This is a genomic window from Undibacterium hunanense (assembly GCF_014284335.1).
In the GTDB taxonomy this organism is placed as follows: Bacteria; Pseudomonadota; Gammaproteobacteria; order Burkholderiales; family Burkholderiaceae_D; genus Undibacterium; species Undibacterium hunanense.
Genome location: NZ_JACOGF010000008.1, coordinates 155031 through 177990, shown reverse-complemented (window position 1 = coordinate 177990; position 22960 = coordinate 155031). Strand labels below are relative to the sequence as shown.

The window sequence follows — 22960 nt, the reverse complement described above, 5'->3', positions numbered from 1 at the left end:
AAGAACGTCGCCAAATGCATACATAGCCTATAAGCTGGGGTTATGGGAGGGCGGTCCAGTCTGCTTTTGCTGCGTTGATTTCGGACAGTGTGTCGGCCTGTTCCTCTGTAATAAGGGTACCGCTGCGAGGATATAGTTGGTCGAATTTGTTGCGGTTGCCTTGGATGTTGTTTTTGTTAGCAACAATCAGATTGTTTGGTGCTACCGTTGGTGTATAGGTAAAGCCCTCCCTTGCATTAAGTATGGTCGTATTATTCTGGTCAAAATTCAAACACACCCCACGTATCTCCGCCAGCGTGGTTGCAGCAGGCCATAATGTTTTTGTGGGGGTATCCAGGGCAGGCTCTGCCAGCATGCCGCGCAGCGTATGGCCCATAGCAAAATGGCCGATGCGGTATCCATTGCTTTGTGTACCAATTGCTTCGTAGTCATTGTTGCCTGGTGCTGCTTCTTTTGCAAAGTTAACCAGCATGCCCAGCAAAGTGTCATCTGGTTTTTTATCAGCCAACACCTCTAAAACAGCGAAATTCGGGTTATTGGTATGCAGCCAGGTCAGGACAAGGTCTTTACGTGAGCCAAGGTGGGTAATGACTGTTTGCAACAAGACAGGTGCTGCCACGATCTCGGCCACTGCAATAGGCTTGAAATTGGCATACTTCGTCAAAATGTTAGGAAGTAAAGTCAGCTTGGTAAGCGCTGGCACCATGGCCTGCAGGGCCACAAAGCTGGGGTTGGCAGTTTCCAATACACCGAGGACCGCAGCATCTTTTCCTGTCAACCATGTGATTACTTTTTGTAGCAACGCCGGTGCGCCTATCAATTGCGCTAATGCAATGGCACGGAAGTTAGGGTAGCTTTTAAGAATGGCGGGTAAACCTGACGTTTTCGTTATCGTCGGCATCAAGCTCTGCAGATCTGCAAAGCTGGGGTCTGCCGTTTCCAGAATACCAAGCAGGCCTTTGTTGTCTGTCAACCAGGTAATTACGGTTTGCAACTGGGCCGATGCACCTGCCAGTTGAGCTAGCGCAATGGCACGGAATTTAGGGTAAGTTGCAAGTATGTCTGTCAATCCTGAAGTTTTGGTGAGTGTTGCCATGAACCCCTGCAAAGCCCCAAAATTGGGATTGGCGGTTTCCAGTATGCCAAACAGGTCAGGATTGCTGGTTAACCAGGTAATTACGTTTTGTAGTGCGGCTGGTGCGACGCTGAGTTGAGCTAGCGCAATGGCACGGAATTTAGGGTAAGTTGCAAGTATGTCTTTCAATCCTGAAGTTTTGGTGATTGTTGTCATGAACCCCTGCAAAGCTTCAAAATTGGGATTGACGGTTTCCAGTATGCCAAACAGGCCAGGATTATCGGATAACCAGGTAATGACTTTTTGTAGCTTGACCGTATCGTCAATTACCTGGGCTACTGCAATCGCGCGGAAGTTGAGGTAAGTGGCCAGTATGGCTGCCATCCCGGACGTTTTGGTGAGTCTTGGAACCATCGTTTTCAACTGATCAAACGTCGGTGCAGCAGTTTCCAATATAGCCAGCATGGCCGCAGATATCGTGCCCAGACCGGTAATTACAACTTGCAATTGTGGTGCTGCCCGGGTCTTTTCTGCATCGGTAATGGCGAGGAATTTCGGATAGTGTTCACAGATATAGCCAAGCTTTCCTATATCTTTTAAACCCGCATTGTCAGACATGCCCAAGACCATCGTTCGCAAGGGCAGCGCCTGTTCACCTACCATGCGCCTGACTAGGCTGGTTCCCGCCTCCTTTTTTACCAACTTGCCTAATTTCGCTGCATCGTTTCCAACAAAGTCCAGTAAATGGTCGTAATTTGCCTCATCCAGTTGCTGCAAAATCTGCATTTTTATCAGCCGATCATAATGCGTCGCATTTATTTTCCTGAAAAAAGCGATCTCCATCTTTTCCGCCATGGGGAATGCAGTCGACCAACTACCTGCAATGGTTTTCAAATTCTCAGCTTCTGGGCCGCTATAACCTTTGCCAAGTGCAAGAATATTGTCTTTGATGGTGAGCTGTGCCACTGCCACCAACTGCGCTACGCCTTGTCTTTGTACCGGCGAATAAACGCCCCGTGTTTGCTGGCCTTGTCGCTGTGCCGTGACACTTGCCGCCGCTACCGACATGGCTCTGGCGCCCATCACATCCGCTTCTTGTTCCAGCCCGACATCGTCATTCACTGGTACCCCCTGCTTCATTTGCAGGGTGGGGCGCACACGGCCCTGTGCTTGCTGGACCACATGCCAGGCTTCATGCGGCAAGTGTTTTTCCTGGCCTGGTGCCAGGTGGATGTCGCTGCCCTGGGCATAAGCATGAGCTTGCAACTGGGCGGGTTTGTCGGAGTTGTAGTGTACCTGGACATGATCCAGACTCATGCCGGACAGGCTTTCCACACCGGCCTGTAGTTGCGCTGGCAGGCCATTGTTTTTTGGTGGGCGGACGCTGCTTGCAATAGAGGCATTGTCTGCTGACGCTGCGGTCTGGCGTTGTAATGCAGGGTGTTGGTGTCGCATGCGTTGTGCTGCATGTCCATCGGCCATCGCCTGAAAGGTGTTGAGCCGGCTTGCCTGTGGGCTTTGCCCGGCCATTTTTTGCAGGCTTTGTAACTGCAATGCCCTTGGGCTGTGGTTTGCCTGGCTTTGCAATTGCCGCATGGCACCTGCTTCAGAGCGCTGATCGGTAGTCTGGCTTGCGCTGTCATTCAATGCCAGGCCTTGCGTTTTGCCCTCTGTCGTTGTCGATGAAAGAGTTTTGCCGGCAGCATCCTGGCTGGTGTGTGTCTGCATAGAGATTGACTGTATTCGATAAAAGTGGAGCGACGCTAAATCTCAATACAGACTGCGGGAATGCATTTTTGTCGTAGCACCACCATGGCGCAGCAAGCTACGGCCTTGCTGGCCTGGTGATGTGTTACGAATTAGCCCTATGTGTGCTTGTGTGTACCATGTGTACTGATGTCTACGTACAGATACCTTATGCCGGTTCTTCGTCTTCCACCCGTTGCACAGGTTCAAACTTGCCTTGCGTCAGTTCATCTTCTTTCGCCAGTTGGGCAGTGTCGAACTTGCCCTGCGTAAGCTCGTCTTCCTTGGCCAGTTGCGCTGTCTGAAACTTGCCTTGCATGAGGTCGTCCTCTTTTGCACGCTGTACCGGCAGGTTATGCTGGCCCGATACGTCCATTCTTGCCTTGAGCTGCATGGCTTGTGGACTGCTGCTTGCCATGGCCTGCAGTTTCATTTGCGCGATGGCAGCGGGCCTTTGATCCGTAAAGCCTGGCGGATTTTTCTTTTTTTGCAGCGGCGTGTTTTGCCACGAAGGACTTTGTCTTGTTGCTTCTACCGGTGCTGAGAGACGCGATTTCATAAATCACCCTGGCATGTATGGAATGGATTGACTGGCATTTGGCTTTTTTCGTGATGAAGAAGGGCCAAAGCACCAGTCTACAACACGAAAAAACGAAACAAGTGATAAATTACACCAAAATTATTATAATAACAATGTAAATTCATCAGGACGTTCGTCAGGAAACCGGAATGAAATCACACCATGAGAAAACGGCTGCGCGCGTCAGCAAAGACCAGACCAATTGATCAATTGACCCAATGGCCGTTTCATCAAGGCAGATTCTTTTTTTCTTACTCGTTAGCCCTTACCTTACCCGGTCCACCATCGCATGGAAACCACAGAGCAAGAACCCACCACACAGGCAACCCCGGCATCTGGCTTTGTAGTGGAGCAAAACCAGCGTCTGTCTGCGTCTTTGCTGTGGGGTTTGCAGCGCCGCTTTTTTAGCGAGCAAAGCATTGATGCCTGGCGCAACAGCATCGTGCCGCATTACATCACCAGCAATACCTTTATTGCCAGGGCGTATGCCAGGCTGGTGTTTGCTTATTTGCGTGATTTATTGCGTGATCAGCAACGGCCACTGGGTCTGAGCCAGTCTTTGTATGTACTGGAACTGGGTGCTGGTTCCGGGCGGTTCTCTTACCATTTCATCAAAAAGTTTTTTACGGTCTGGCAGCAGTCGGCCCTCAGCCATATTCCTGTGTGTTATGTGATGAGCGATTTTTGTGAAAAAAATCTCGCATTCTGGCGGCAGCATCCGTTTTTACAAAATTATATACAGCAGGGCTGGCTTGATTTTGCGCTGGTTGATATGAGCAAGACTGAAGACATTGTCTTGCAACATTCTGGCGTGACGCTATCGCAGGCGCAGCTCAACAATCCGCTGGTGGTGATTGCCAATTACGTTTTTGACAGCATTGAACAGGATGCGTTTTACGTCAACGACGGCACCTTGCATGAAAGCCTGGTGTCACTGCACAGCCAGCAACCAGAACCCGATATCAACGATGTCACCCTGTTGCAACGCGTGCAGGCACGGTGGCATGATGTGCCTGTGGCTGGTGATTATTATCCCGAGCCAGAATTCAATCTGATACTGGCCCATTACCGGCAACACCTGGCAGACAGCCATGTGCTCTTGCCAGTGCAATCGCTGCGTTATCTCACGCATTTACGCCATATCAGTCACAACCGTTTGCTGCTGATTTCTGCCGACAAAGGTTATGGCCGTGAAGATGATCTGCGTTTCCGTGGCGCGCCTGGCCTGGTCAGCCACGGCAGTATTTCACTATCGGTCAACTATCACGCCATTGCGCAGTATGTTGACCAGCAGGGTGGCTTGTGGATGTCCACGCCGCAGCGCCATCAGGACCTGTATATTTGCGCTGCCGTGTTTGCTGGTGCGCCATTGCATGCAGCCGGACAAAACCCTGCGCAGTTTGTAGAAACGCAGCAGGCATTTACCGAACATATCAGCGACATCGGCCCTGATGATTTCTTCAGTTTTAAGCGCCTTATCCAGGCCCATGCCGACAGCCTGGAAATGGAACAAATACTGGCTTATTTGCGCATGAGCGGTTGGGATGCCACCAACTTCTGGGGATGTTATATCGCCCTGATGCAACATGCGACAACGCTGGTAGGCCCGCTCAAACGGGAAGTCGCCGACATGGCCGCGCAGGTGTGGCACAACTATTACCCGCTGGGCGAGGTGCGCGACCTCGCCTTTGCGCTGGGTAGCCTGCTGTATGAAATTGAATATTATCCAGAGGCCATTACGTATCTGGAACAGTCACTCAGCCTGTATGGCAAGGCCAGCCCCACGCTGTACAACCTGGGCATGTGCCACTACAACCTGGGCCAGTTGTCACAGGCATTGCAGTATGTTAACGACGCCCTGCAACTTGATCCTGACTACGAACCGGCGTGTGTCATGCTGACTGCGATAGAAAATGAAATTCAGCAGAATGCAGAAAAGCGCAACGAAATAAAGTGAAATGTCCTGAATCGCCAGAAACCTGTACAGGTGTTAACGCTTATGAAAACCCAACAACCCGCGCCTGCTGAAGCACAAACAGCACAGCAAGCAATCAGAGTTGAATCGCAACCGGCGCAACTCAGTACGGAGCCACAGGCAGCATTTGCAGACAATCGCCCGGCAGCAGTCGCGCAGCGGCAATTGCAGACACTGGTGAACAACAGCCCGCAGGCAACACAAGCCAGCGCACTGCAAGCCATGATGAACAACAGTCCTCAGGCGCAGCACATGCAGGCGATACAGCGCATGGCGGATCAAAGCGCACAAAGCCATCGCCTGGGCACTGCTACGGGCAATGCGCCATTGCAACGCATGGCAGAGGCAGCACCTGTGCAGCGCGAGGTGCAAGTCGCTGCACCCAAGCCGAACAACACCGGTTTGCCGGACAATCTTAAGTCAGGCATCGAAGGCTTGTCTGGTCATTCGCTCGACGATGTGAAAGTGCATTACAACTCGCCACAACCAGCGCAGTTGCAGGCGCACGCCTATGCCCAGGGCACCGATATCCACCTGGCACCCGGGCAAGAACAACACCTGCCGCACGAAGCCTGGCACGTAGTGCAACAGAAACAGGGCCGCGTCCGGCCAACTTTCCAGATGAAGGCCGGGGTGCAGGTCAATGATGACGCCGGCCTTGAGAGTGAAGCAGATATGATGGGCAGCAAAGCCCTGAGCCTGGACACGGCACAGTTGGCGCGGGACAGCCAGACTGCGCATGGACGCGAAAGCGTGGAGGGCCGTGATCCCGTACAGAGGAAGCTCATGTCGCAGACAGGGGGGAGCAAGGTTGTGCAGGCTTTAGCAGATACTAAATTGGTTGATCGACCATTGCTGGCCCATATCGCTGAAGAAAAAACGCACCTGAAGCAATGGGCTGCGGGAGAGTTCTATGCGTGGGAATTGGATCAACATTCAAAAAACGAGTGCCATGCACACTTATTTAAACCAGAATTGAAGCCGGCAGAGGTAAAATTTAAAGGTCACGTGGTCACGGGCAAGAGCGGCGAGCTTAGAAATCAAACTCCGCACGAAATTAAAGCTGTAATGGCTAAACCCGATGATTGGACCACAACGGTCACGGTAGGCGCGCCTTTAAAACAAATAGAAACAGGCACACTTGTTGAACTCAAAGATCATGATGATTACGCAGAGAGGATAAGAGGTACTCTGCGTGATGCCGTTGCGGTTATGATGAATTCGCCAGAAAGTAACTTAGAATCCAGTATTGCAGAGGCAAAAAAAATTGCAGAAGGATTTAAAAAAGAAAAGAAAGATAAAAATGCGACAGGCTCAGTTGTTAAAGAGACAGAGTGGGCTGATGATTTCAGTCTTGGGACTGCCTTCGAGTAATCATGACTAACTCAGAGGCGATTCGTGTCAAGGGATGTGAGTAGCAGAGAGAGATTTTTCAATTTCTGCTACTGATTAACTGGCTGTTAGTATGGCAGTTGAGCGAAGGGGCAAGTGATGTAGCGTTTGTTTAAAGCGGTAATACATCAGGTATTTTTGCAGACTTAAACTTTTGCTGAATTAGCCCCCGCGCTCGTCACCCCACCTTACGCCGCCTTACCCTCTTTCGCTTCATTCATTTCATTCACAGCCCGCTCATGCTCAGCAGCCCAGGCGGCATCCATCGCGCCGACTTTGACGAACGAAGGGCGGCTGGTGATGCGCTGTACATACTCCATGATGATCGGGGTTTCGGGCACCAGCTTGAACATCGTGCCCCAGTTCAAGGCATTGCCCCACAGGATATCTGCTGCCGACAGTTGTTCACCCAGCAGGTAAGGTCCTTTTGCCAGTTGGGCGGTAACGGTATTGAGCATCGTATCAAAATCGCCGTAAGGACACATCGATGGGGATGCTGGCGGATTTTGCTGTGACTTGTCCACCAGGGCCGGTTCAAAACAGGAAGCATAAAATGCCATCCAGCGCAGATAAGTGCCACGCAGGCGGCTGCTTGGGGCAGGGCTCAGGCCAGTTTCCGGAAACAGCTCTGCCAGGTACATAAAGACAGCAATCTGTTCCGTGATCAGCTCGCCATGATGCAGCAGGGCCGGTACCTTGCCCATGGGGTTAATGGCCAGATACGGAGCTTGCCTTTGCTCACCAGCCTTCATGTTCAAGACATGCAATTGATAAGGCGCACCCATTTCCTCCAGTAAGGTCAGCGTGCCGGTAGCGCGGGTTTGGGGGGAATAGAACAGGGTGATGTTGTCATTGTTGCTCATGATCTTGCCTTTCTGTGTCAGGGTTGGCGGCTGTAAAGCGTCATTGCTTGGCCGATGTGAACAGAATACGGCTTGATACCTGTCATCTTTTGTCAGGATTGGTTATTATTGAAAAATTATTTAATCTCAACCATTCCGCACCATCCTGACATGCGCGCCAGCCGACTGATCTCCATCCTCACCATCCTGCAAGCGCGGGGTTTTGCCACTGCGCCTGAACTGGCGGACGAGTGCGGTGTCACCTTGCGCACCATTTATCGTGACATCGATTCCATGAGCGAGGCAGGCATCCCCGTCTATAGCGAACGCGGTTCGGCAGGCGGCTACCGGCTGCTGGACGGTTATCGTACGCAATTGAATGGCTTGTCCGCCAAAGAAGCCGAAGCCCTGTTCATGAGCGGCCTGGCCGGTGCCGCCACCGACATGGGCCTGGGGTCTGTCATGGTGGCGGCGCAAAACAAGCTGCTGTCTGCCATGCCGGCGGCCTTGCGTGACGGTGCCATGCAAATGCGTTCGCGCTTCCACCTGGATGCCCCCGCCTGGTTTTCGCTGACAGATCAGCCGCATTACCTGCCGCAGGTGGCCGATGCCGTATGGACGCAACGCTTGATCCATATCCGCTATGAAAGCTGGAAAGGCATCAAGGAAAGAACCGTCCAGCCCCTGGGCATGGTCATGAAAGGTGGTGCCTGGTATCTGGTAGGGCAGGTGGACGACAGACCTCGCACCTATCGCATCTCACGCATACTCGATTTCAATCTGCTGGAACAACATTTCGAACGCCCGGCCAGCTTCGACCTCACCCACTACTGGCGCGCATCCACCCGCAGAGTGGAACAGGACATGTATAACAGCCAGGCCACCATCCGCCTGTCACCCCTGGGCGTCAAAATGTGTGAACACTTTTTGTCGCCCTATGTCTACGCCGAAATGCACCTGTCCAAAGAAGTGGACGAACAAGGCTGGACCACCGCCACCATCCCAGTAGGATCACTGTGGCAAGCCAGCGCAGAAATACTGCGCTTTGGCAAAGACGCCGAAGTGCTGGAACCACCGGAATTGCGTAGCAGGATGAGGGATGTGGTGGGGGAGATGGGGGCGTTGTATGGGGTGTGAATTGATTTACTTAAAATCTGGAGGAGGCGTGATGAAATATTTTGTAACTCTATTTTTTGCTTTGAGTACGATTACTGCTTATGCAGATACACCTTTGGAGCCACCAACGGTACTCAGAAAAGAAAGCATCAATAAAGAATTCATCGTGACGTCAGACCCCAAAGAAGGGACGGTCGCTACCAGCCGTGATGGCAAAATAATCTGGCACATACCGTCTTGGTTCCGGTCATTTTATATTGCCAACGATGGCGAGTATTTCGTGACGTATTATTCCGGATTGAATTTAATACCCCGAGATTATCAAGATAGTCTGCCATTATTCACGTTTTGGAAAAATGGAAAAATTTTTAAAACAGTCTCTGTTAAAGAGTTTGTCACGCGTAAGAGCATTCTGGTGACAACAGCATCCCACTATTATTGGGGAACTGTTGAAGGTGTGAGTGATGATCGTGAGTTGAGAGTACGTCGGGCTGATGATGTCGTTTTCTTTTACGACATCAGGACAGGGCGCGAGGTCAAGAAGTAATATCCTTTCAATGTTTTTGGACGTGCTGGCAGAAAAATATTCAGTCATCTTGATTTTTACTTCTGCTGGCGTGAATGACAACTTAAAATTAAGTCGGCCAAGTCACCCGCAACACCTTATTCATCCACGGAAATTTGATGATGGAAAAACTAAACGGGCACTGGTTGATAAGTACATCGTAAGCGCGTTTTTCCACTTTCAGGTGCCAGTCTGCGCTGTCGCCTGACGAGCCATCTAGCGCACCATCCCTGACCAGCCAATTACCACGCATGCCTTCTACTGAGCTGGCACCGATTGCGGACCAATGGCCCATGAAGGCGTGCAGCATGCCCTCGCACAGGAGTGCTTCTTCTGCTGTCAATGTGATGCCGGTGCCCACGGTGTCTTGTGGTTTGAAGCCGCACAGGATTTTATTCAGCGTCAGATACTGGTCGGCGGTCTGGCTATGCCCGGTTACTAAAAACTGCAGGTAGTGGACAGCACGCTGTTGTGCTTCGGCAGAGATGAAGCGATTGTCTTCGGTCAGATGCAGATGTGAGAAAAGCGTGGGGACATAGCTTTGCAAGAGTATCAGTCCTGCATTATTCACTTTGATAGATGTAATCATTTTTTTCCTGTTGTCCCTGCTGTCAGATTGTGGTGTTGGGCGTCAATGTCGTTGCAAGCCGTGCAAGCGTACTAATTTACCATTTGCTGGCAGATTGGCATAGGTGGGCATAAGTTCACATAGATAGGCTTGTGTATGGTCCGGGCTATCAATGTCTGCACGGGTTTATGTTTGATCGGGTATTTCCAGCATCTCTTCCATACAAAGCTGCCGCCACCCGCTACAATTCTGTTTGCCCGATTTGATTGAAGCGCCTGAGCAAGCAAAACAGAATATGAAAATAGGAATACAAACTTGGGGTAGCCATGGTGATGTGCGGCCATTTCTGGCGCTGGCGGAAGGCTTGCAGGCAGCGGGGCATGAAGTCAGCCTGGTTATTACCTGCTTCGATGGTGCTTTGTATGCCGGTTTCAAATCGGCGCGTGGTGTAAAGATAAGGGTACTTGCTTCGCCGGTGGTCAGCCCGGAAGAGGCTGAGAAGATTGGTCGCCTGGTGTACACCACCCGCAATCCCATGACGCAAATGGCGACCATCTTGCGGCTGTGCTATGACCCTGTTGAAGATGCCATGTTTGACGCCGCCCAAAGCCTGTGCGCTGATGCCGATGTATTGATCGGGCATTATTTCATGCATCCGCTACAGATCGCGGCAGAAAAAGCGGGCAAGCCTTATGTCAGCGTCTTGCTGTCACATGCTGCCATACCCAGCGCTTTTAATCACCCCTTGAGCGTGGCTGTATTTGGGCAAACCGGTAATCGCGTGCTTTGGTGGCTGACGCAATTTGCGCTGAACCGGACGTTGAGGCATTATCCCAACCGCCTGCGGCAGCAGCTTGGTATGCCACTGACGCAAGACATCGTGACGCAAGTATGGATCTCGCCGCAGCTTGCCCTGGTGGCGGTCAGCCCGCAGATATGTCAGGCGCAGGCGGATTGGCCTGTATCTGCGCATGTTTGCGGTTTTCTGGATATGCCGAATTCTGAAGTGGAAGGTGTTGTGCCTGCTGCGCTGGCCAGCTTTCTGGCGGCAGGTGATGCACCTGTCTACATGACGTTTGGCAGCTGGATGCCCGCAGATGCCTTCGAACAGGGTAATACCATGCGCCTGTTCACGCAGGCAGCAGCACTGGCGGGTTGCCGGGCGATTATCCAAAGCCCGGGCTGGCAGGAATGCGGACAGGATGATGGTTGCGAATCCAGCGATCAGGTTTTGTATGTATCGGCGGCACCGCATCATGCCATCTTCCCGCTGTGCAAGGCTATCGTGCATCACGGCGGGGCAGGGACGACACAATCGGCGACGCTGGCGGGCAAGCCATCGGTAGTCGTTGCCCACATCAGCGAGCAAGAACACTGGGGCAATGAGTTACGCCGCCTGGGTATCGCCGGCAAGCTATTGAAACGACGCAAACTGACGGCGCGTGGCCTGGCGACACAAATCAAGGCCGTATTGAATGCGCAGCAGATGACAGTCAAAGCAAAATCAATTGCCGAAGCAATGAAGCAAGAAAACGGTGTTGCCGAGGCGGTTAGGTTGCTTAACAGGACTTTTGCAAAACTGGGCTAATCGTATCTACGCCGGTGACATACGTACGATTACGCTTCGCTAATCGTACCTACGACCTATCTTGGTTCGCATCTACATTGTGATACTTACTTTTACTCACAGACTTTACAGCTTTTGTGTCAGTCAAAACTCCCGCAATGACGTTGAATACCCTTTAAGTCGCTCTTTAAGCCTCTCTGGCACATAGCCATTGCGCTTGCATCTTTTGGGAGAAAATCATGCTGAACCGTGAGGTATTCGTTCGTCCCCGGCTGGTTTTTTTCCTCATTACGGGTTTGCTGTTCATGCTGGTGATGTGCAAGGTGGAGCTGCCTTTGCTGCTGGGTATGAATCCGCAGTGGGAACAAAAAATAAATGCCTATCGCTGGTGTCTGCACGCGCACGCACTGGCGGCAACGGTGGCGCTGCTGGTTGCACCGGTACAATTTTTCCCCGAAATTCGACACGGGCATTTGCAGATGCACCGGCTACTGGGGCGCTTGTATGCAGTCGCTGTCGGCATTGCCGCACCGCTTGCGATATACATTGCGTTGATGCATCTGGCCCCGGCTGAAAAATGGCCTGCGGTTGCGCAAGGCTGTTTGTGGCTGGGGACGACCGTGGCGGCTGTGGTCACGGCCTGTAACCGGCAACTGATCATGCACCAGATCTGGATCACCCGCAGTTATGCACTGACGTTGACTTTTATCGTCACGCGTATGCTGGTCGACGTATTGAAAATGGATATCAACGCCAGCTTTGGCGGCGCCGCCAACCTGATCTGGGTCAGTAGTTTGATGGCCCTGGTGATGGCTGATTTGTTGTGCCTGTCCCTGCCACGCGCCAGTCAGTTGGAAATTGCCTGAGCCCAGTCAGAACCTGTTCCAAAAAAAGCCCACAACTGTTGCCAGTTGTGGGCGAACACCTTTGGAGAGGAATATCTTGCACCTTGCACAGCAGACCTGATTTGGCTTCTGCGTTACTCCAGCAAGCAGAATAAGATAATCAGGTCAATAAATTAATTATATACATTTTATTGATAAATTGTAGTTAATTTGTGATTAAGTTGTCGGTGTCGTGATTTTGTTGAGGCTTTTACGGGACTTTCTGCATGATCTTGCCTGGTGCTATTTCCTTTCGGCAAGGCTGTCGGAATAGGCGCCTGAGTAATGTGGTTGACTACTGTGATTGACTACTGTGATTGATTAATGTGCTTACTCGATACGGATGATCAGGCTGGTGTTTGTATAGGGAGTCTGATTTTATGCAGGACCAAGGCAACGCTGTACCTGTTCAATAAACCAGCGCCCCGCCGGGCCGGGTGGGGCGGCGCTGGGGTGGACTGCCAGCATGGGAAGTTTTTTGCCACCCTTGGGGAATTCTTCGATATCGAGAATCTTCAGGGTGCCGGCGGCCAGGTCGCGCTCTATCATCGGCAGAGGCATGCCGCCCCAGCCTACGCCATTGAGCAGGAACGCATGTTTGGCTGACAGGTCGGCCAGGCGCCAGGTGTGGGGTGACATGACGCCCAGTTCCTGGCCTGCCATCAATTCTGAACGGTCGGTGATGACTAGCTGGGTATGCCTGGCCAGTTCGGATTTGGGGATGGTGCCATGGATGGCTGCCAGCGGATGACTGTGCAAGGCCACCATCAGCAACGGCACTTCACCCACGACCTTGCTGCTGAGCGTTGGAAAATGAAGCGGCAGGGATGCCAGTATGCCCAGGCTGCAACGTTCATCCAGCACTGGCTGATACGCAGCGCCCAGGCCTTCTACATACAGCCGCAAGGGCGTATGCGGGAATTGTCTGGCGAAATCTTTGGCGACGGCGGCAATCACGGCGGTGGGAAAGAACACGTCCACCACCACCGACAGTTCCGGTTCCAGCCCGGATGCCATTAATCTGGCACGCGCTTTTAGCGTATCAACACCGGCCACGATATTGCGGGCATCGGCCAATAACAATACGCCTTCAGGTGTGAGCCTGGGGTAGCGGCCAGAGCGATCAAACAGCACCACGCCTATCTGTTCTTCCAGGCTGCTGACCCAGCCGCTGACGGCAGACTGCACACGGTTCAGCTTTCTGGCGGCGGCAGAAAAACTGCCTTCATCTACGGCCGCGATGAAGGTTCTGAGTTGATCCAGCGATACGCCGTCCAGCATGGTTGATCCTAGCTTGATACCTATCCATCTCAAATGAAGATGGTATATATCTCAATATATCATCTTTTCAGATTCAAACATTGGCAGCATCATTCAGTTCACTTCTTCTTCCTTAATTTCCTTATTAAAGGTTCTGTTATGAAACTCCTGCATCTTGATTCCAGCATTCTTGGCGCTTATTCCGTCAGTCGCCAGTTGTCTTCGGACATCGTGACACGTGAAGTGGCCCTGCATCCGGGTATTGAAATTATCTATCGTGATCTGGCTGCGGATGCGGCCCTGCATTTGTCCGGCGCGCACATGGCAGTGCGCCAGGGCGCAGCGCTGGAAGACGCTGCTCTGGGTAGCGACATCGCCAAGGGCGACGCCTATGTGGAAGAGCTGATCGCCGCCGACATCGTGGTCATTGGCGCGCCCATGTATAACTTTTCTATCCCTACCCAGCTCAAAGCATGGATAGACCGGGTCGCAGTTGCCGGCAAGACGTTTCGCTATGGTGCCAATGGCCCCGAAGGTTTGTTATCCAAAAACAAAAAGGTGGTGATAGCCGCCGCCCGTGGCAGTGTGTATTCGGCGGGTAGCCCAGCCGCCGTGTACGAACATCACGACAGTTACTTGTCTGGCCTGCTGTCCTTTTTGGGTATCACTGACATCACCATCATTCGCGCCGAAGGCCTGGCTTTCAGCCCGGAAGCCAAGGAAGCTGCCATTCACCAGGCGCGTCAGGAAATCGCGGCCATTGCTGCCTGATGCCATCTTGAATTCCCTCTTAAATAGATCAAGGAAATGAACATGACTTACTCCATCATCGGTGCCGGCAAGGTCGGCACTGCACTGGCCCGCCATTTTGCCCAGGCTGGTATCCAGGTATCGATTGCCAATACCCGTGGCTCTGCCAGTATGACTGCGCTGGCAAAAGAACTGGGGCCGACAGTGACGCCAGCAAACTTGCAGGATGCACTTGCTGCCGACACCGTCATTTTTGCCATACCGTTTCGCGCTCATGCAGATGTTGCTGCCGCGCTGCCCAGTTGGAAAGGAAAAATCGTCATCGACGCCATGAATGCCTATGGCATTGCGCCAGAAGAATTACGTGGCATGGCCTCGACAGAAGTGTTGGCGGCAGCATTGCCCGGTGCCCGCGTGGTCAAGGCATTTAACCAGTTGCCAGCAGCCTTGCTGGCCAGCACGCCTGCACAGAATGAAGGCCGCCGTGTGGTGTTTGTGGCAGCTGATGACGCTGAAGCCAGTGCCAGCGTTGCCCATCTCGCCACCCAGTTTGGCTTTGCACCGATACAGCTGGGCAAGATAGCTGAAGGTGGCCGTTTGCTTGCGCTGAACGGGCCACTCTTGCTACAGAATCTTATCAAGCTGGTTTAGGCAGCGGATGACGGCGTGGGCATGAGTATGAGCATGAGCATGAGCATGAGCATGAGCATGAGCAAGAAGATGAGGGCGCTGCTGGCGACTTACTTTTTTGCCGTCTTCGTGCTCAGGGTTTTCAGGTAGGCGATCAGGTTTTTCCTGTCTTCGGCCTTGCTGACGCTGACATCCATCTGTTGGCCGGGGACATAGGATTCGGGGTCTTGCAACCAGCGATCCAGAGTTTTTTCATTCCAGACTATTTTTGCACCACGCAAGGCCGGTGAATATTCAAAATCCGAAATACTGCCTGCCTTGCGGCCTATCAGATTGGCATGTTTTGGGCCAATGCGATTGGCATCCACCGAATGGCAGCCAAAACAACGCGCTTCATACAAGGCCTGACCCTGCTGCACATCGCCAGCAGAGGCGGCGAGGGCATCTGCACCCATGATCAGCATGCTGATAGGTAATAGCCAGACGGCCAGGTTTTTTAGCCAGGCAACAAAGCCCGGTCTTTGTGACAATGCGGGCAAGGTGCTTGTTGCTACTGTGACCGATGGCGTGAAAGTAAAAAAAGCAGCCATCGTTTATACACCCACACTCACTGTTTGCTCAGACACGCTCGTATCCGGCGTGGTCGACAAAATAGTCCATTGCATGGTGTCATCAGCAACCAGGTGACCGGTGATTTTGACCAGTTCGCCATCCTTGATGGCGGGCTTGGTTGCCAGATAGGCATTAAGCACCGCATTGGCACCGACATTCGCCGCCAACACCTCATTACCAGCCAGCAGCGCAATACCCGACGCTGACAGCGCCATGCTCGACATGGTGCGGGAAAACCGCCGGCGATTGCCAACGGATGTAGAAATATTCAAATTTGTCATGACATCCTCTTCGTTTTAACCAGGGCTGTGTTGGCCACTCTGGATATACGGCAACAATTTCAAATCGGATTCACATTTCTTTGCACTTTTTTTGTTCTTTTCTTTGCACTTTGCGATGTGCTGATTTTGTCCTTCTTTTTTCGAGGGAAAGTGCCTGAAGGCACTACGGTAAGTCATGCGTAGTTTTAACTATTAAATAACATTGCAATATTATCTTTTGGATAATATTATTATCAAATAAGTATATAAAAATTTCAACTAAGGGAGTGTGGAGCTCGTTTTCTTCCTTAATAGAAATGGCAATAGATCCTGATTCTGCTGGATTTTTACAGCAGGTTTTGGATTGAAGCGTTATCGGGTCACCCATGCATGGCTGGCTATATCAAGGCGTGGTGGATTGGCTTGGTAGCAGAATTTTAATAATAAAACCAATTTTTCCTTACGGAAAAATATGAATTGCATTGAGAGATGTTTTCTTATTGCAATGCAATTTTAAAGAATGACGATTCCTGCGTTTTGATACGGTGCGTTGACATAGCAACTGGTAACGCCACCCATTTTCAAAAAATCGTAATCAATGCATCTCCTGCTGTTCGCGACGTTTATTTCACCTTTGTTCCGCACATTTCGCCTTTATTCCACACTAGAAGGAGCCAGAACGACATGAAATCTGAAAATGAAATTGAACAATTGCAAGTTGATATAGAACAATTAAGTTCTGCTATTGATCGCTTGCAAGCATCAAGCTGTCCGGTCAGTCACGCCGTACAAAAATGTCATTGTCCAGTGAGCAAATGCAGTAGCTGTGGTCCGGTTTCCCCTTTTGTACCTGATTACAATATTCCTTTACTTGCGCCCGGTGGCGGCGACCACAACCCGACAATGCTGAATAATCTGGGCCCGTTGGCAGGGTTGATAGGCACCTGGGTAAGCCCCAAAACCAATGGCTTTAACGTCATGCCTTTACCGCAGGCAACCGCGCCAAACGGTTTTATCCTGAAGAATGTTTTTTACTATGAAGTAATGACCTTCAGCGCGCTGCAGGGAAAAGTCGCCAATCGCGGCGGCGTGGATGAGCAGGACAGCTACACCTTATTCTATGAGCAGCGTGTGTTCTTCTCTGACGGTGTTCAGGCGAATACGCTGGTACATGCAGAAAACGGTGCCTGGCTTAATCTGATCACCGGTCCGCAGGGGCAAGGGCCGCTCGATACGCAACCGTATATCCCCAGCCCACCTGCACCTGACCCCATTCCGCCACAAAACCCGGCACGACAAATCATCAAACAGGTTTCTGTGCCGCACGGGAATTCCATCCTGGCGATGGGCGATGTCACAGTCATTCATGGCGCACCGGATATTCCCAATGTCAGTACTTTGCCGATTGATGCACCGGCTGCTTTCAATGTGCCTTATGGCACGGATATTCCAAGCAACCCGAACATCAATCCCAATATCGTTTTGCAGGATGCGTTGGCGGTGCTGCCCCAGCAGGGCATCAGGGTATTGCGCACCCACAAGCTCAATGTTGATACCGCTAATAACGGTGGCATTACCAATAACCCCTTCATCGCAGAGCATAACAACGTGACGCAGTTCACGCATACCGTCTGGCTGGAAGAATTATCCAACGGGCAGTTGATGTTGCAGTATTCGCAGAACATCAGTCTGCGGCTGCATCTGGTGGATGGTCAGTCTTATGTGTTCCCGCATATCACTGCCAACACCCTGAGCAAAATCCAATAGTTGATTTTGTTGTAGTAGCAACAGCGTCCATGGAGCGAAATTATGCTGCTAAAGACAATGTTTCAGGCGCTGATCAGTATCTCCCGCCATTTATGGCACAGGCTGTTTTATCAACATCCGTTGGCGCAAGCCAATATTTCAGGAAGAGAAATCATGAGCGATAACATCCAAGAGCTTCAATTGCAACTCACCGAATTGACATCCAAAGTCAAGGCGCTGGAAGAAACCTTGAGCAACAGCGCGCCCGTATTCAAATGCGACACCTGCCTGCAGTGTACGCCGTGTGTGGTGCATTGCGTGCCATGCATTACACTCTGCGCACATTGCCTGCATTGCTATTATTGCGTACCGTGCATCGTCAATTTTTGCGCACTGTGCCAACCTGCACCACAGGCACAGACTGCCAATGTCGTTTGCGCCGTCTGTCAGCCGGTCGCATTCTGCGCCCAGTGTGTGCACTGTACACCTTGCACTCCTTGTACCTTGTGCGCGCAGTGTAGCCATTGTGCACAATGCTATCAATGCGCAGCCTGCCAGCCAGCGGCGCAGTATCAAACTTCGAACGTCGTGTGCGCGGTGTGTCATCCTACCCAGCAATGTTTCTGCTGCCAGCCTACGACGCAGTGCCAGGCCTCCAATGCAGTCTGTGCAGTTTGTCAGCCAGTTTCCTTGTGTACGCCATGCACTCCATGCACACCATGTGCCACCGGTTATCCGACGGCACAATGTTTCTGCTGCCAGCCAACCGCACAGTGCCAGACCGCCAATGTAGTCTGCGCAGTTTGTCAGCCAGTTGCCTTGTGTACGCCATGCACCCCATGCACACCATGTGCCACGGGTTATCCGACAGCGCAATGCTTCTGCTGCCAGCCAACGGCACAGTGCCAGACAGCTAATGTGGTATGCGCGGTTTGCCAGCCAAGTCCGCAGTGCTATTGCTGCCAACCTGGTGGCCCGGTCACTTTTTGTGTACTCAGCGCAACCAGCAGCAGCTAGTTGTGAAGGGTGAAATGGGCAGGCTAGTGGACTGTAACAGTTGAAACAGAAGTGAAAGACGCTTGCCCGGCGATCAGGGCAAGGCAAGGTTAAAACCTGGGCAGAGCGATAGTGAACTATCGCGAGCATTTGCAACGCAGCCATGGTCGTCGCGCAAGCGGAAGGCACTCTGTTTTCAACTGTGACAGTCCACTAATATTATCTTGCCTTGAGGAAGTAGACGGTGCGGATAGTGACATGTGTACGCCACTATCCGTACTGTCCGTAGTTTTCAGCATAACCGTATTGACTAAAGAGCGATTTGCCATGATGAAGAAACTTCAGTTATCTCCCGCAGCCACGATCACGCCCAATGCACAAGGTGTGCTATTGCAATCCGATCTGGGCGATTTTCAATTGCATGGTAAGGACGTCCGCGATTTTGTGAATAATATCTGCCCCTTATTGCAGGGACAATATAGTCAAACCGAACTGTGCACCCAGCTTCCTGGCTATGCCGATGCCAGCATTATTGCCGTCGTCGATTTGCTCAAGAAGCATGGCCTGTTGGAAGAAATTGACGAGAGCAATCAATTTTCACCGCCATGGTCGCCGCATGAACGTTTTCTTAAAGCCTGGCAGCATCCAGATAAAAAATCGACAGATGATCTCAGTCAGGCCAGGTTGCTGGTGATTGGTCTGGAACCCTGGTCAGTCAAAATGATTGATGAACTGGCCAACGCAGGCATTGGTCATTTACATCTGCTGGATAACGAATCCCTGACCAAAGACGATGTGCTTTGCCATCGGCCATTTGGATCCGAACATATAGGACAAGCGCGGGCCGACATATTGCAGACCATACTGGCGCAACAGGCGCCCTGGTGCAAAGTCACCACAGGGCGATTGGCCCTTGGTGAACAAAAGCAGTTGACGGTGACAGACGAGAGCGAATGGGATCTGGTGATCGTCAGCCTGAGCAAAGAGGCACAATTCTGGCTGCACAAAGCATCAGAATATATCGATGCCGGTGGCTACCAGGCCTTGTTTGGCTGCCTTGATGGCCTTGAGTCCTGGATAGGCCCTTGGGTAATCCCCAGCCAGACCAGTTGCTGGAACTGCCTGCGCTTGCGCCGGCTGGGTACGGCGCATCAACCCTCGATGGCCCACGAACTGGACAAAGTGGCGACCGATAGCCAGCAAACCAGCCGCGCCCGCACATTGCTCAGCCCGATGGCGGTGATGGTGGGGCAGCAAATGTCGATGGAAGTCCTGAAATTATTACTGCGCTATACAACATCTACCCTGGACGGCCAGGTAAGGGTACAAAACCTGGTCACAGGTGAAAGTGAGCAACACAAAATTATTCCCATGCCGTGGTGTGAAATCTGCGGACATCAGCATGAACTTCGGCATCAAGATCAGCCACGCATCCCTGCAACAAGCGTCGGCCAACTGCCGCAATTCGGCGCCATGAGTGCGGTGGCGTCGTATGAACAGCCAGGCAGCAATCCGCTGAATCATGTCACCACGGTTGAGCAGTTAAAAAAATTACTGGCAGGCTGGATCGATCCTGTCACCGGGATTATTCGTCAATTGAGTGGTCATGCACTGCATCTGCCTGATTTTCCGGTTACTGCATCAGCAGGCATGTCGACTTTTTCTGCCGGCAAATTTGATCCGCGCAGTATGGGACAGATAGGCTCAGGCAAGGGTCTGGATGATATTTCTGCACACATCAGTGCCATTGGCGAAGCGATAGAACGCTATTCCGCCGCGCGTTACAACATGCGCGATTTTAAATACGCCAATGTCAGTGAATTGCGTGGCGACTATGTAGATCCGGAAAAACTGGTCCTGTATTCGAAACGCCAATACAGCACACCCAATTTTCCTTTTTCACCGTGGCGTGCCAAGCAAAAAATTCACTGGACGAAAGGGCATTGGCTGGGTTTGCAAAAGCCGGTGTGGGTACCCGCACTGGTCAGTTATTTCAACTTTGCTTCTCCTTATGAAGAACAGTTCAGCCAGGTATCATCCAATGGCCTGGCTGCGGGACAAAACAATGATGATGCCGCCATCCGCGCCACCTACGAATTGATAGAACGTGATGCCATGATGCTGACCTGGTATGCCCAATTGCCTTGCCAGCGCTTGAGTCTCGACAGCCAGTACCACGGAAAAATGCGTCTGATGATTGACGATCTTACCGGGAACGGCATACAACTGGAATTGTATCTGCTCGATGTCGGTATACACGTACCCACCGTGGTTTGCCTGGGGCTGGGTGATGGCATCAGCACACCCGCTGTATCGGTCGCACTGGCCACCCATGGCGACATCCAGGTGGCAATGCGCAAAGCCTTGCTGGAACAGGGGCACGTGATGCCTTACCTGTGCCACTTGATGCGCAGCGGGCACAAAATTCCCCAGCAAGTACACGAAGTACAAACGCTGGAAGACCATGCCGCCTACTACTTTTCCAGTAACAAGCTGGGGGCGTTCGACTTCATGCGCCAGCCAGCCAGCATGGCCATGGACGCCAGCCGCTGGCCGTATCCTGATGTCCAGAATGCAGAAGACTTGCGTCAGCGTCTGTTGGCCGCGAATGTGGATGTGGCGATCGTTGATGTCACTGCGCCTGACGTCGCCCTGAGCCCGTTCCGGGTAGCACGTGCGGTGGGCATCCATATGCAGCCCATCCACTTTGGCGAACAGTTCAAACGCATCGACAACCCCAGATTACGCAAATTACTCAAAGGCCGTATCGTCAACAACAACCCGCACCCGATTGCCTGAAGAGAAACTGAGCAAAAATTAAATCGGTCAGAAAAATTTAATGTAGGACTTACGCAAAATTGTCCCAGCAAGGCTATCGCTTTTAGAAAACATCCCTTGCAGGGAATGTTCGTTACGTCGGCAGACAACATGTTGTCTGAAACCCCGACTACACCGTAGCGACGAAGACAGTACTTTAGTACGCGGCTCCTAGGAGAGGAGCTACAACGCAGCTGGGGCGGTTTTGCGTAATTCCGACCTAGGAGAATTTGCATGAGAGTATTGGTATGTGGCAGCAACTACGGCGCGACCTATATCCGCGCCCTTACAGCAAGCCAGGACAGTGTCCGGCTGGCGGGCATACTATCGACCGGCAGCGCACGGTCTATGGCTTACGCCCATCAGGCGCAAGTTCCGCATTACACCGATGTGGCCAGCATCCCTGATGGCAGCATCGACATTGCCTGTGTCGCCGTACCTGGCGAAACCGGCAACCAGTTAAGTCTGGCATTGCTGTCCAAAGGCATACACGTCATTTGTGAGCATCCCATCGGCCCGGAGCAAATGCGCAAAGCGCTTGCCGTGGCGCAAGAACATGGTCGTTTGTTCCAGGTCAATGCCCATTTTGCTGATCTGCTGGCACCGCAGGCTTTTTTTCAGGGGCTGGCCGTTGCACAGCACATGGGGCCGCCTCTGCATTTTGATCTGGCAGCCAACCTGAGAACCTTGTATTCCAGCCTTGATATAGTTGGCCGCGCCCTTGGCTCGCTGGCAGACATACAAGTCATACCACCAGTGGCAACGGGCGACAGTCCTCCCATGTTTGCCAGCCTGCTGCTAGTCAGCCCCACGTTACATATTTCTTTGCTGTGCCAAAACTTCGCCTCCGCCGCCGATGATGGTACTGCCACCTTGCTCAATCACCGCTGCAGCGCCACCTTCGCCCATGGCAACCTGCTACTGGCAGAAAGTAACGGCCCAGTATTGTGGTTCCCATCTCCCGTGTCCATGCCCATACCGCAATGGCGCAATTACCTGCCTGTCGACATGAATCAGATCGATGCCCATGCACTGCAACAGCAACGCGACCAGGCCAATCGCATGGTGATCAAGCAAATGGTGGCGACAATCCACGGGCAAGCGCTAGCAGCACATCAACCGCCTGCACATCAACAGCCTGAATACCTTCTGGCGCTGGCAAGTGTGTGGGAACAGGTTCTGTATGCGCTACAACCGGCAATAGGGCAGAGGGTAGCCTGAGCAGACGCAGGTGTTGCTGCCGTTGGGAGCGTGATGTCGGACCTTTATGGAAGGAGGGATGGTGCGTGTGAAGTCCCGGCCTGCTATCATCCGGCATCACCAAGGAATAAAGCAATGAACGAACAACATCCACCCCGCACCCTGAATGGCATCACCCTGGAAAAAATCCTGGAGCAACTCGTCGCCCATTATGGCTGGGAAAAAATGGGCCAGCTCATAGACATTAACTGCTTCACCAGCGACCCCAGCATCAAATCCAGCCTGAAGTTTTTACGCAAAACTCCATGGGCAAGGGCGAGGGTGGAGGAGTTGTTTTTGAATATGCCGTGAGAGAAAAATAGCTGAATCCCGGCAGGCC

18 protein-coding genes and 1 pseudogene are annotated in these 22960 nt (G+C 52.1%); 12 read left to right on the top strand and 7 right to left on the bottom strand.

Going from position 1 to position 22960, the window contains the following annotated elements:
* Nucleotides 1–40: 40 nt before the first annotated feature.
* Both H8L32_RS27765 and H8L32_RS16400 read right to left on the bottom strand, forming a co-directional pair.
* Nucleotides 41–2803 (bottom strand): eCIS core domain-containing protein, encoded by a 2763-nt coding sequence (locus H8L32_RS27765; protein ID WP_230412270.1) that lies wholly within the window; start codon nt 2801–2803, stop codon nt 41–43.
* A gap of 187 nt (nt 2804–2990) precedes the next feature.
* Nucleotides 2991–3380 carry a hypothetical protein gene (locus tag H8L32_RS16400; RefSeq protein ID WP_186948340.1) on the bottom strand — a complete coding sequence of 130 codons (390 nt, stop codon included), beginning with the start codon at nt 3378–3380 and terminating at the stop codon, nt 2991–2993.
* Nucleotides 3381–3690: 310 nt separating this feature from the next.
* Between H8L32_RS16400 and H8L32_RS16395 the strand changes: the two genes are divergently transcribed.
* Nucleotides 3691–5358, top strand: a complete 1668-nt coding sequence (locus tag H8L32_RS16395; protein ID WP_186948339.1) for a tetratricopeptide repeat protein — start codon at nt 3691–3693, stop codon at nt 5356–5358.
* Nucleotides 5359–5553: 195 nt separating this feature from the next.
* Nucleotides 5554–6750, top strand: a complete 1197-nt coding sequence (locus H8L32_RS16390; RefSeq protein ID WP_329605193.1) for an eCIS core domain-containing protein — start codon at nt 5554–5556, stop codon at nt 6748–6750.
* A 206-nt stretch (nt 6751–6956) separates the two neighbouring features.
* Here the strand turns inward: H8L32_RS16390 and H8L32_RS16385 are convergent, their stop codons facing one another.
* Nucleotides 6957–7631, bottom strand: a complete 675-nt coding sequence (locus H8L32_RS16385) for a glutathione S-transferase family protein (protein ID WP_186948338.1) — start codon at nt 7629–7631, stop codon at nt 6957–6959.
* Nucleotides 7632–7739: 108 nt separating this feature from the next.
* Here H8L32_RS16385 and H8L32_RS16380 point away from each other — a divergent pair, with 108 nt between their 5' ends.
* Together H8L32_RS16380 and H8L32_RS16375 are read left to right on the top strand one after the other, a co-directional pair.
* Nucleotides 7740–8747, top strand: a complete 1008-nt coding sequence (locus tag H8L32_RS16380) for a helix-turn-helix transcriptional regulator (RefSeq protein ID WP_230412269.1) — start codon at nt 7740–7742, stop codon at nt 8745–8747.
* A gap of 31 nt (nt 8748–8778) precedes the next feature.
* Nucleotides 8779–9273, top strand: coding sequence for a hypothetical protein (locus H8L32_RS16375; protein WP_186948336.1), 495 nt, complete (start codon nt 8779–8781; stop codon nt 9271–9273).
* 88 nt (nt 9274–9361) lie between these two features.
* On the opposite strand, the pseudogene H8L32_RS16370 reads toward H8L32_RS16375, so the two are convergent.
* Nucleotides 9362–9892 (bottom strand): annotated as a pseudogene (locus H8L32_RS16370) (contractile injection system tape measure protein); the annotation flags it as partial.
* A 262-nt stretch (nt 9893–10154) separates the two neighbouring features.
* On the opposite strand from H8L32_RS16370, the gene H8L32_RS16365 reads away from it, so the two are divergent.
* Nucleotides 10155–11447, top strand: coding sequence for a glycosyltransferase (locus H8L32_RS16365; RefSeq protein WP_186948334.1), 1293 nt, complete (start codon nt 10155–10157; stop codon nt 11445–11447).
* A 218-nt stretch (nt 11448–11665) separates the two neighbouring features.
* On the top strand, nt 11666–12292 hold the full coding sequence (locus tag H8L32_RS16360) for a DUF2306 domain-containing protein (protein ID WP_186948333.1): 627 nt from the start codon (nt 11666–11668) through the stop codon (nt 12290–12292).
* Nucleotides 12293–12688: 396 nt separating this feature from the next.
* On the opposite strand, the gene H8L32_RS16355 is transcribed toward H8L32_RS16360, so the two are convergent.
* Nucleotides 12689–13591: a LysR family transcriptional regulator gene (locus tag H8L32_RS16355; protein WP_186948332.1), complete on the bottom strand. Its 903-nt coding sequence runs from the start codon at nt 13589–13591 to the stop codon at nt 12689–12691.
* Between the two features lie 138 nt (nt 13592–13729).
* Between H8L32_RS16355 and H8L32_RS16350 the strand changes: the two genes are divergently transcribed.
* Both H8L32_RS16350 and H8L32_RS16345 read left to right on the top strand, forming a co-directional pair.
* On the top strand, nt 13730–14341 hold the full coding sequence (locus H8L32_RS16350; RefSeq protein WP_186948331.1) for an FMN-dependent NADH-azoreductase: 612 nt from the start codon (nt 13730–13732) through the stop codon (nt 14339–14341).
* 42 nt (nt 14342–14383) lie between these two features.
* Nucleotides 14384–14971, top strand: coding sequence for an NADPH-dependent F420 reductase (locus H8L32_RS16345; protein ID WP_186948330.1), 588 nt, complete (start codon nt 14384–14386; stop codon nt 14969–14971).
* Nucleotides 14972–15060: 89 nt separating this feature from the next.
* Here the strand turns inward: H8L32_RS16345 and H8L32_RS16340 are convergent, their stop codons facing one another.
* Nucleotides 15061–15540 (bottom strand): c-type cytochrome, encoded by a 480-nt coding sequence (locus H8L32_RS16340; protein ID WP_230412268.1) that lies wholly within the window; start codon nt 15538–15540, stop codon nt 15061–15063.
* Between the two features lie 3 nt (nt 15541–15543).
* Nucleotides 15544–15843, bottom strand: coding sequence for a hypothetical protein (locus tag H8L32_RS16335; protein ID WP_186948329.1), 300 nt, complete (start codon nt 15841–15843; stop codon nt 15544–15546).
* 663 nt (nt 15844–16506) lie between these two features.
* Between H8L32_RS16335 and H8L32_RS16330 the strand changes: the two genes are divergently transcribed.
* From H8L32_RS16330 to H8L32_RS16315, 4 genes are all read left to right on the top strand, one after another.
* Nucleotides 16507–17589, top strand: a complete 1083-nt coding sequence (locus H8L32_RS16330) for a heme-binding protein (RefSeq protein ID WP_186948328.1) — start codon at nt 16507–16509, stop codon at nt 17587–17589.
* 1302 nt (nt 17590–18891) lie between these two features.
* Nucleotides 18892–21363 carry a TOMM precursor leader peptide-binding protein gene (locus H8L32_RS16325; protein WP_186948327.1) on the top strand — a complete coding sequence of 824 codons (2472 nt, stop codon included), beginning with the start codon at nt 18892–18894 and terminating at the stop codon, nt 21361–21363.
* Between the two features lie 252 nt (nt 21364–21615).
* Nucleotides 21616–22602 carry a Gfo/Idh/MocA family oxidoreductase gene (locus H8L32_RS16320; RefSeq protein ID WP_186948326.1) on the top strand — a complete coding sequence of 329 codons (987 nt, stop codon included), beginning with the start codon at nt 21616–21618 and terminating at the stop codon, nt 22600–22602.
* 114 nt (nt 22603–22716) lie between these two features.
* Nucleotides 22717–22932, top strand: a complete 216-nt coding sequence (locus H8L32_RS16315) for a VF530 family protein (RefSeq protein WP_186948325.1) — start codon at nt 22717–22719, stop codon at nt 22930–22932.
* Nucleotides 22933–22960: the final 28 nt, after the last annotated feature.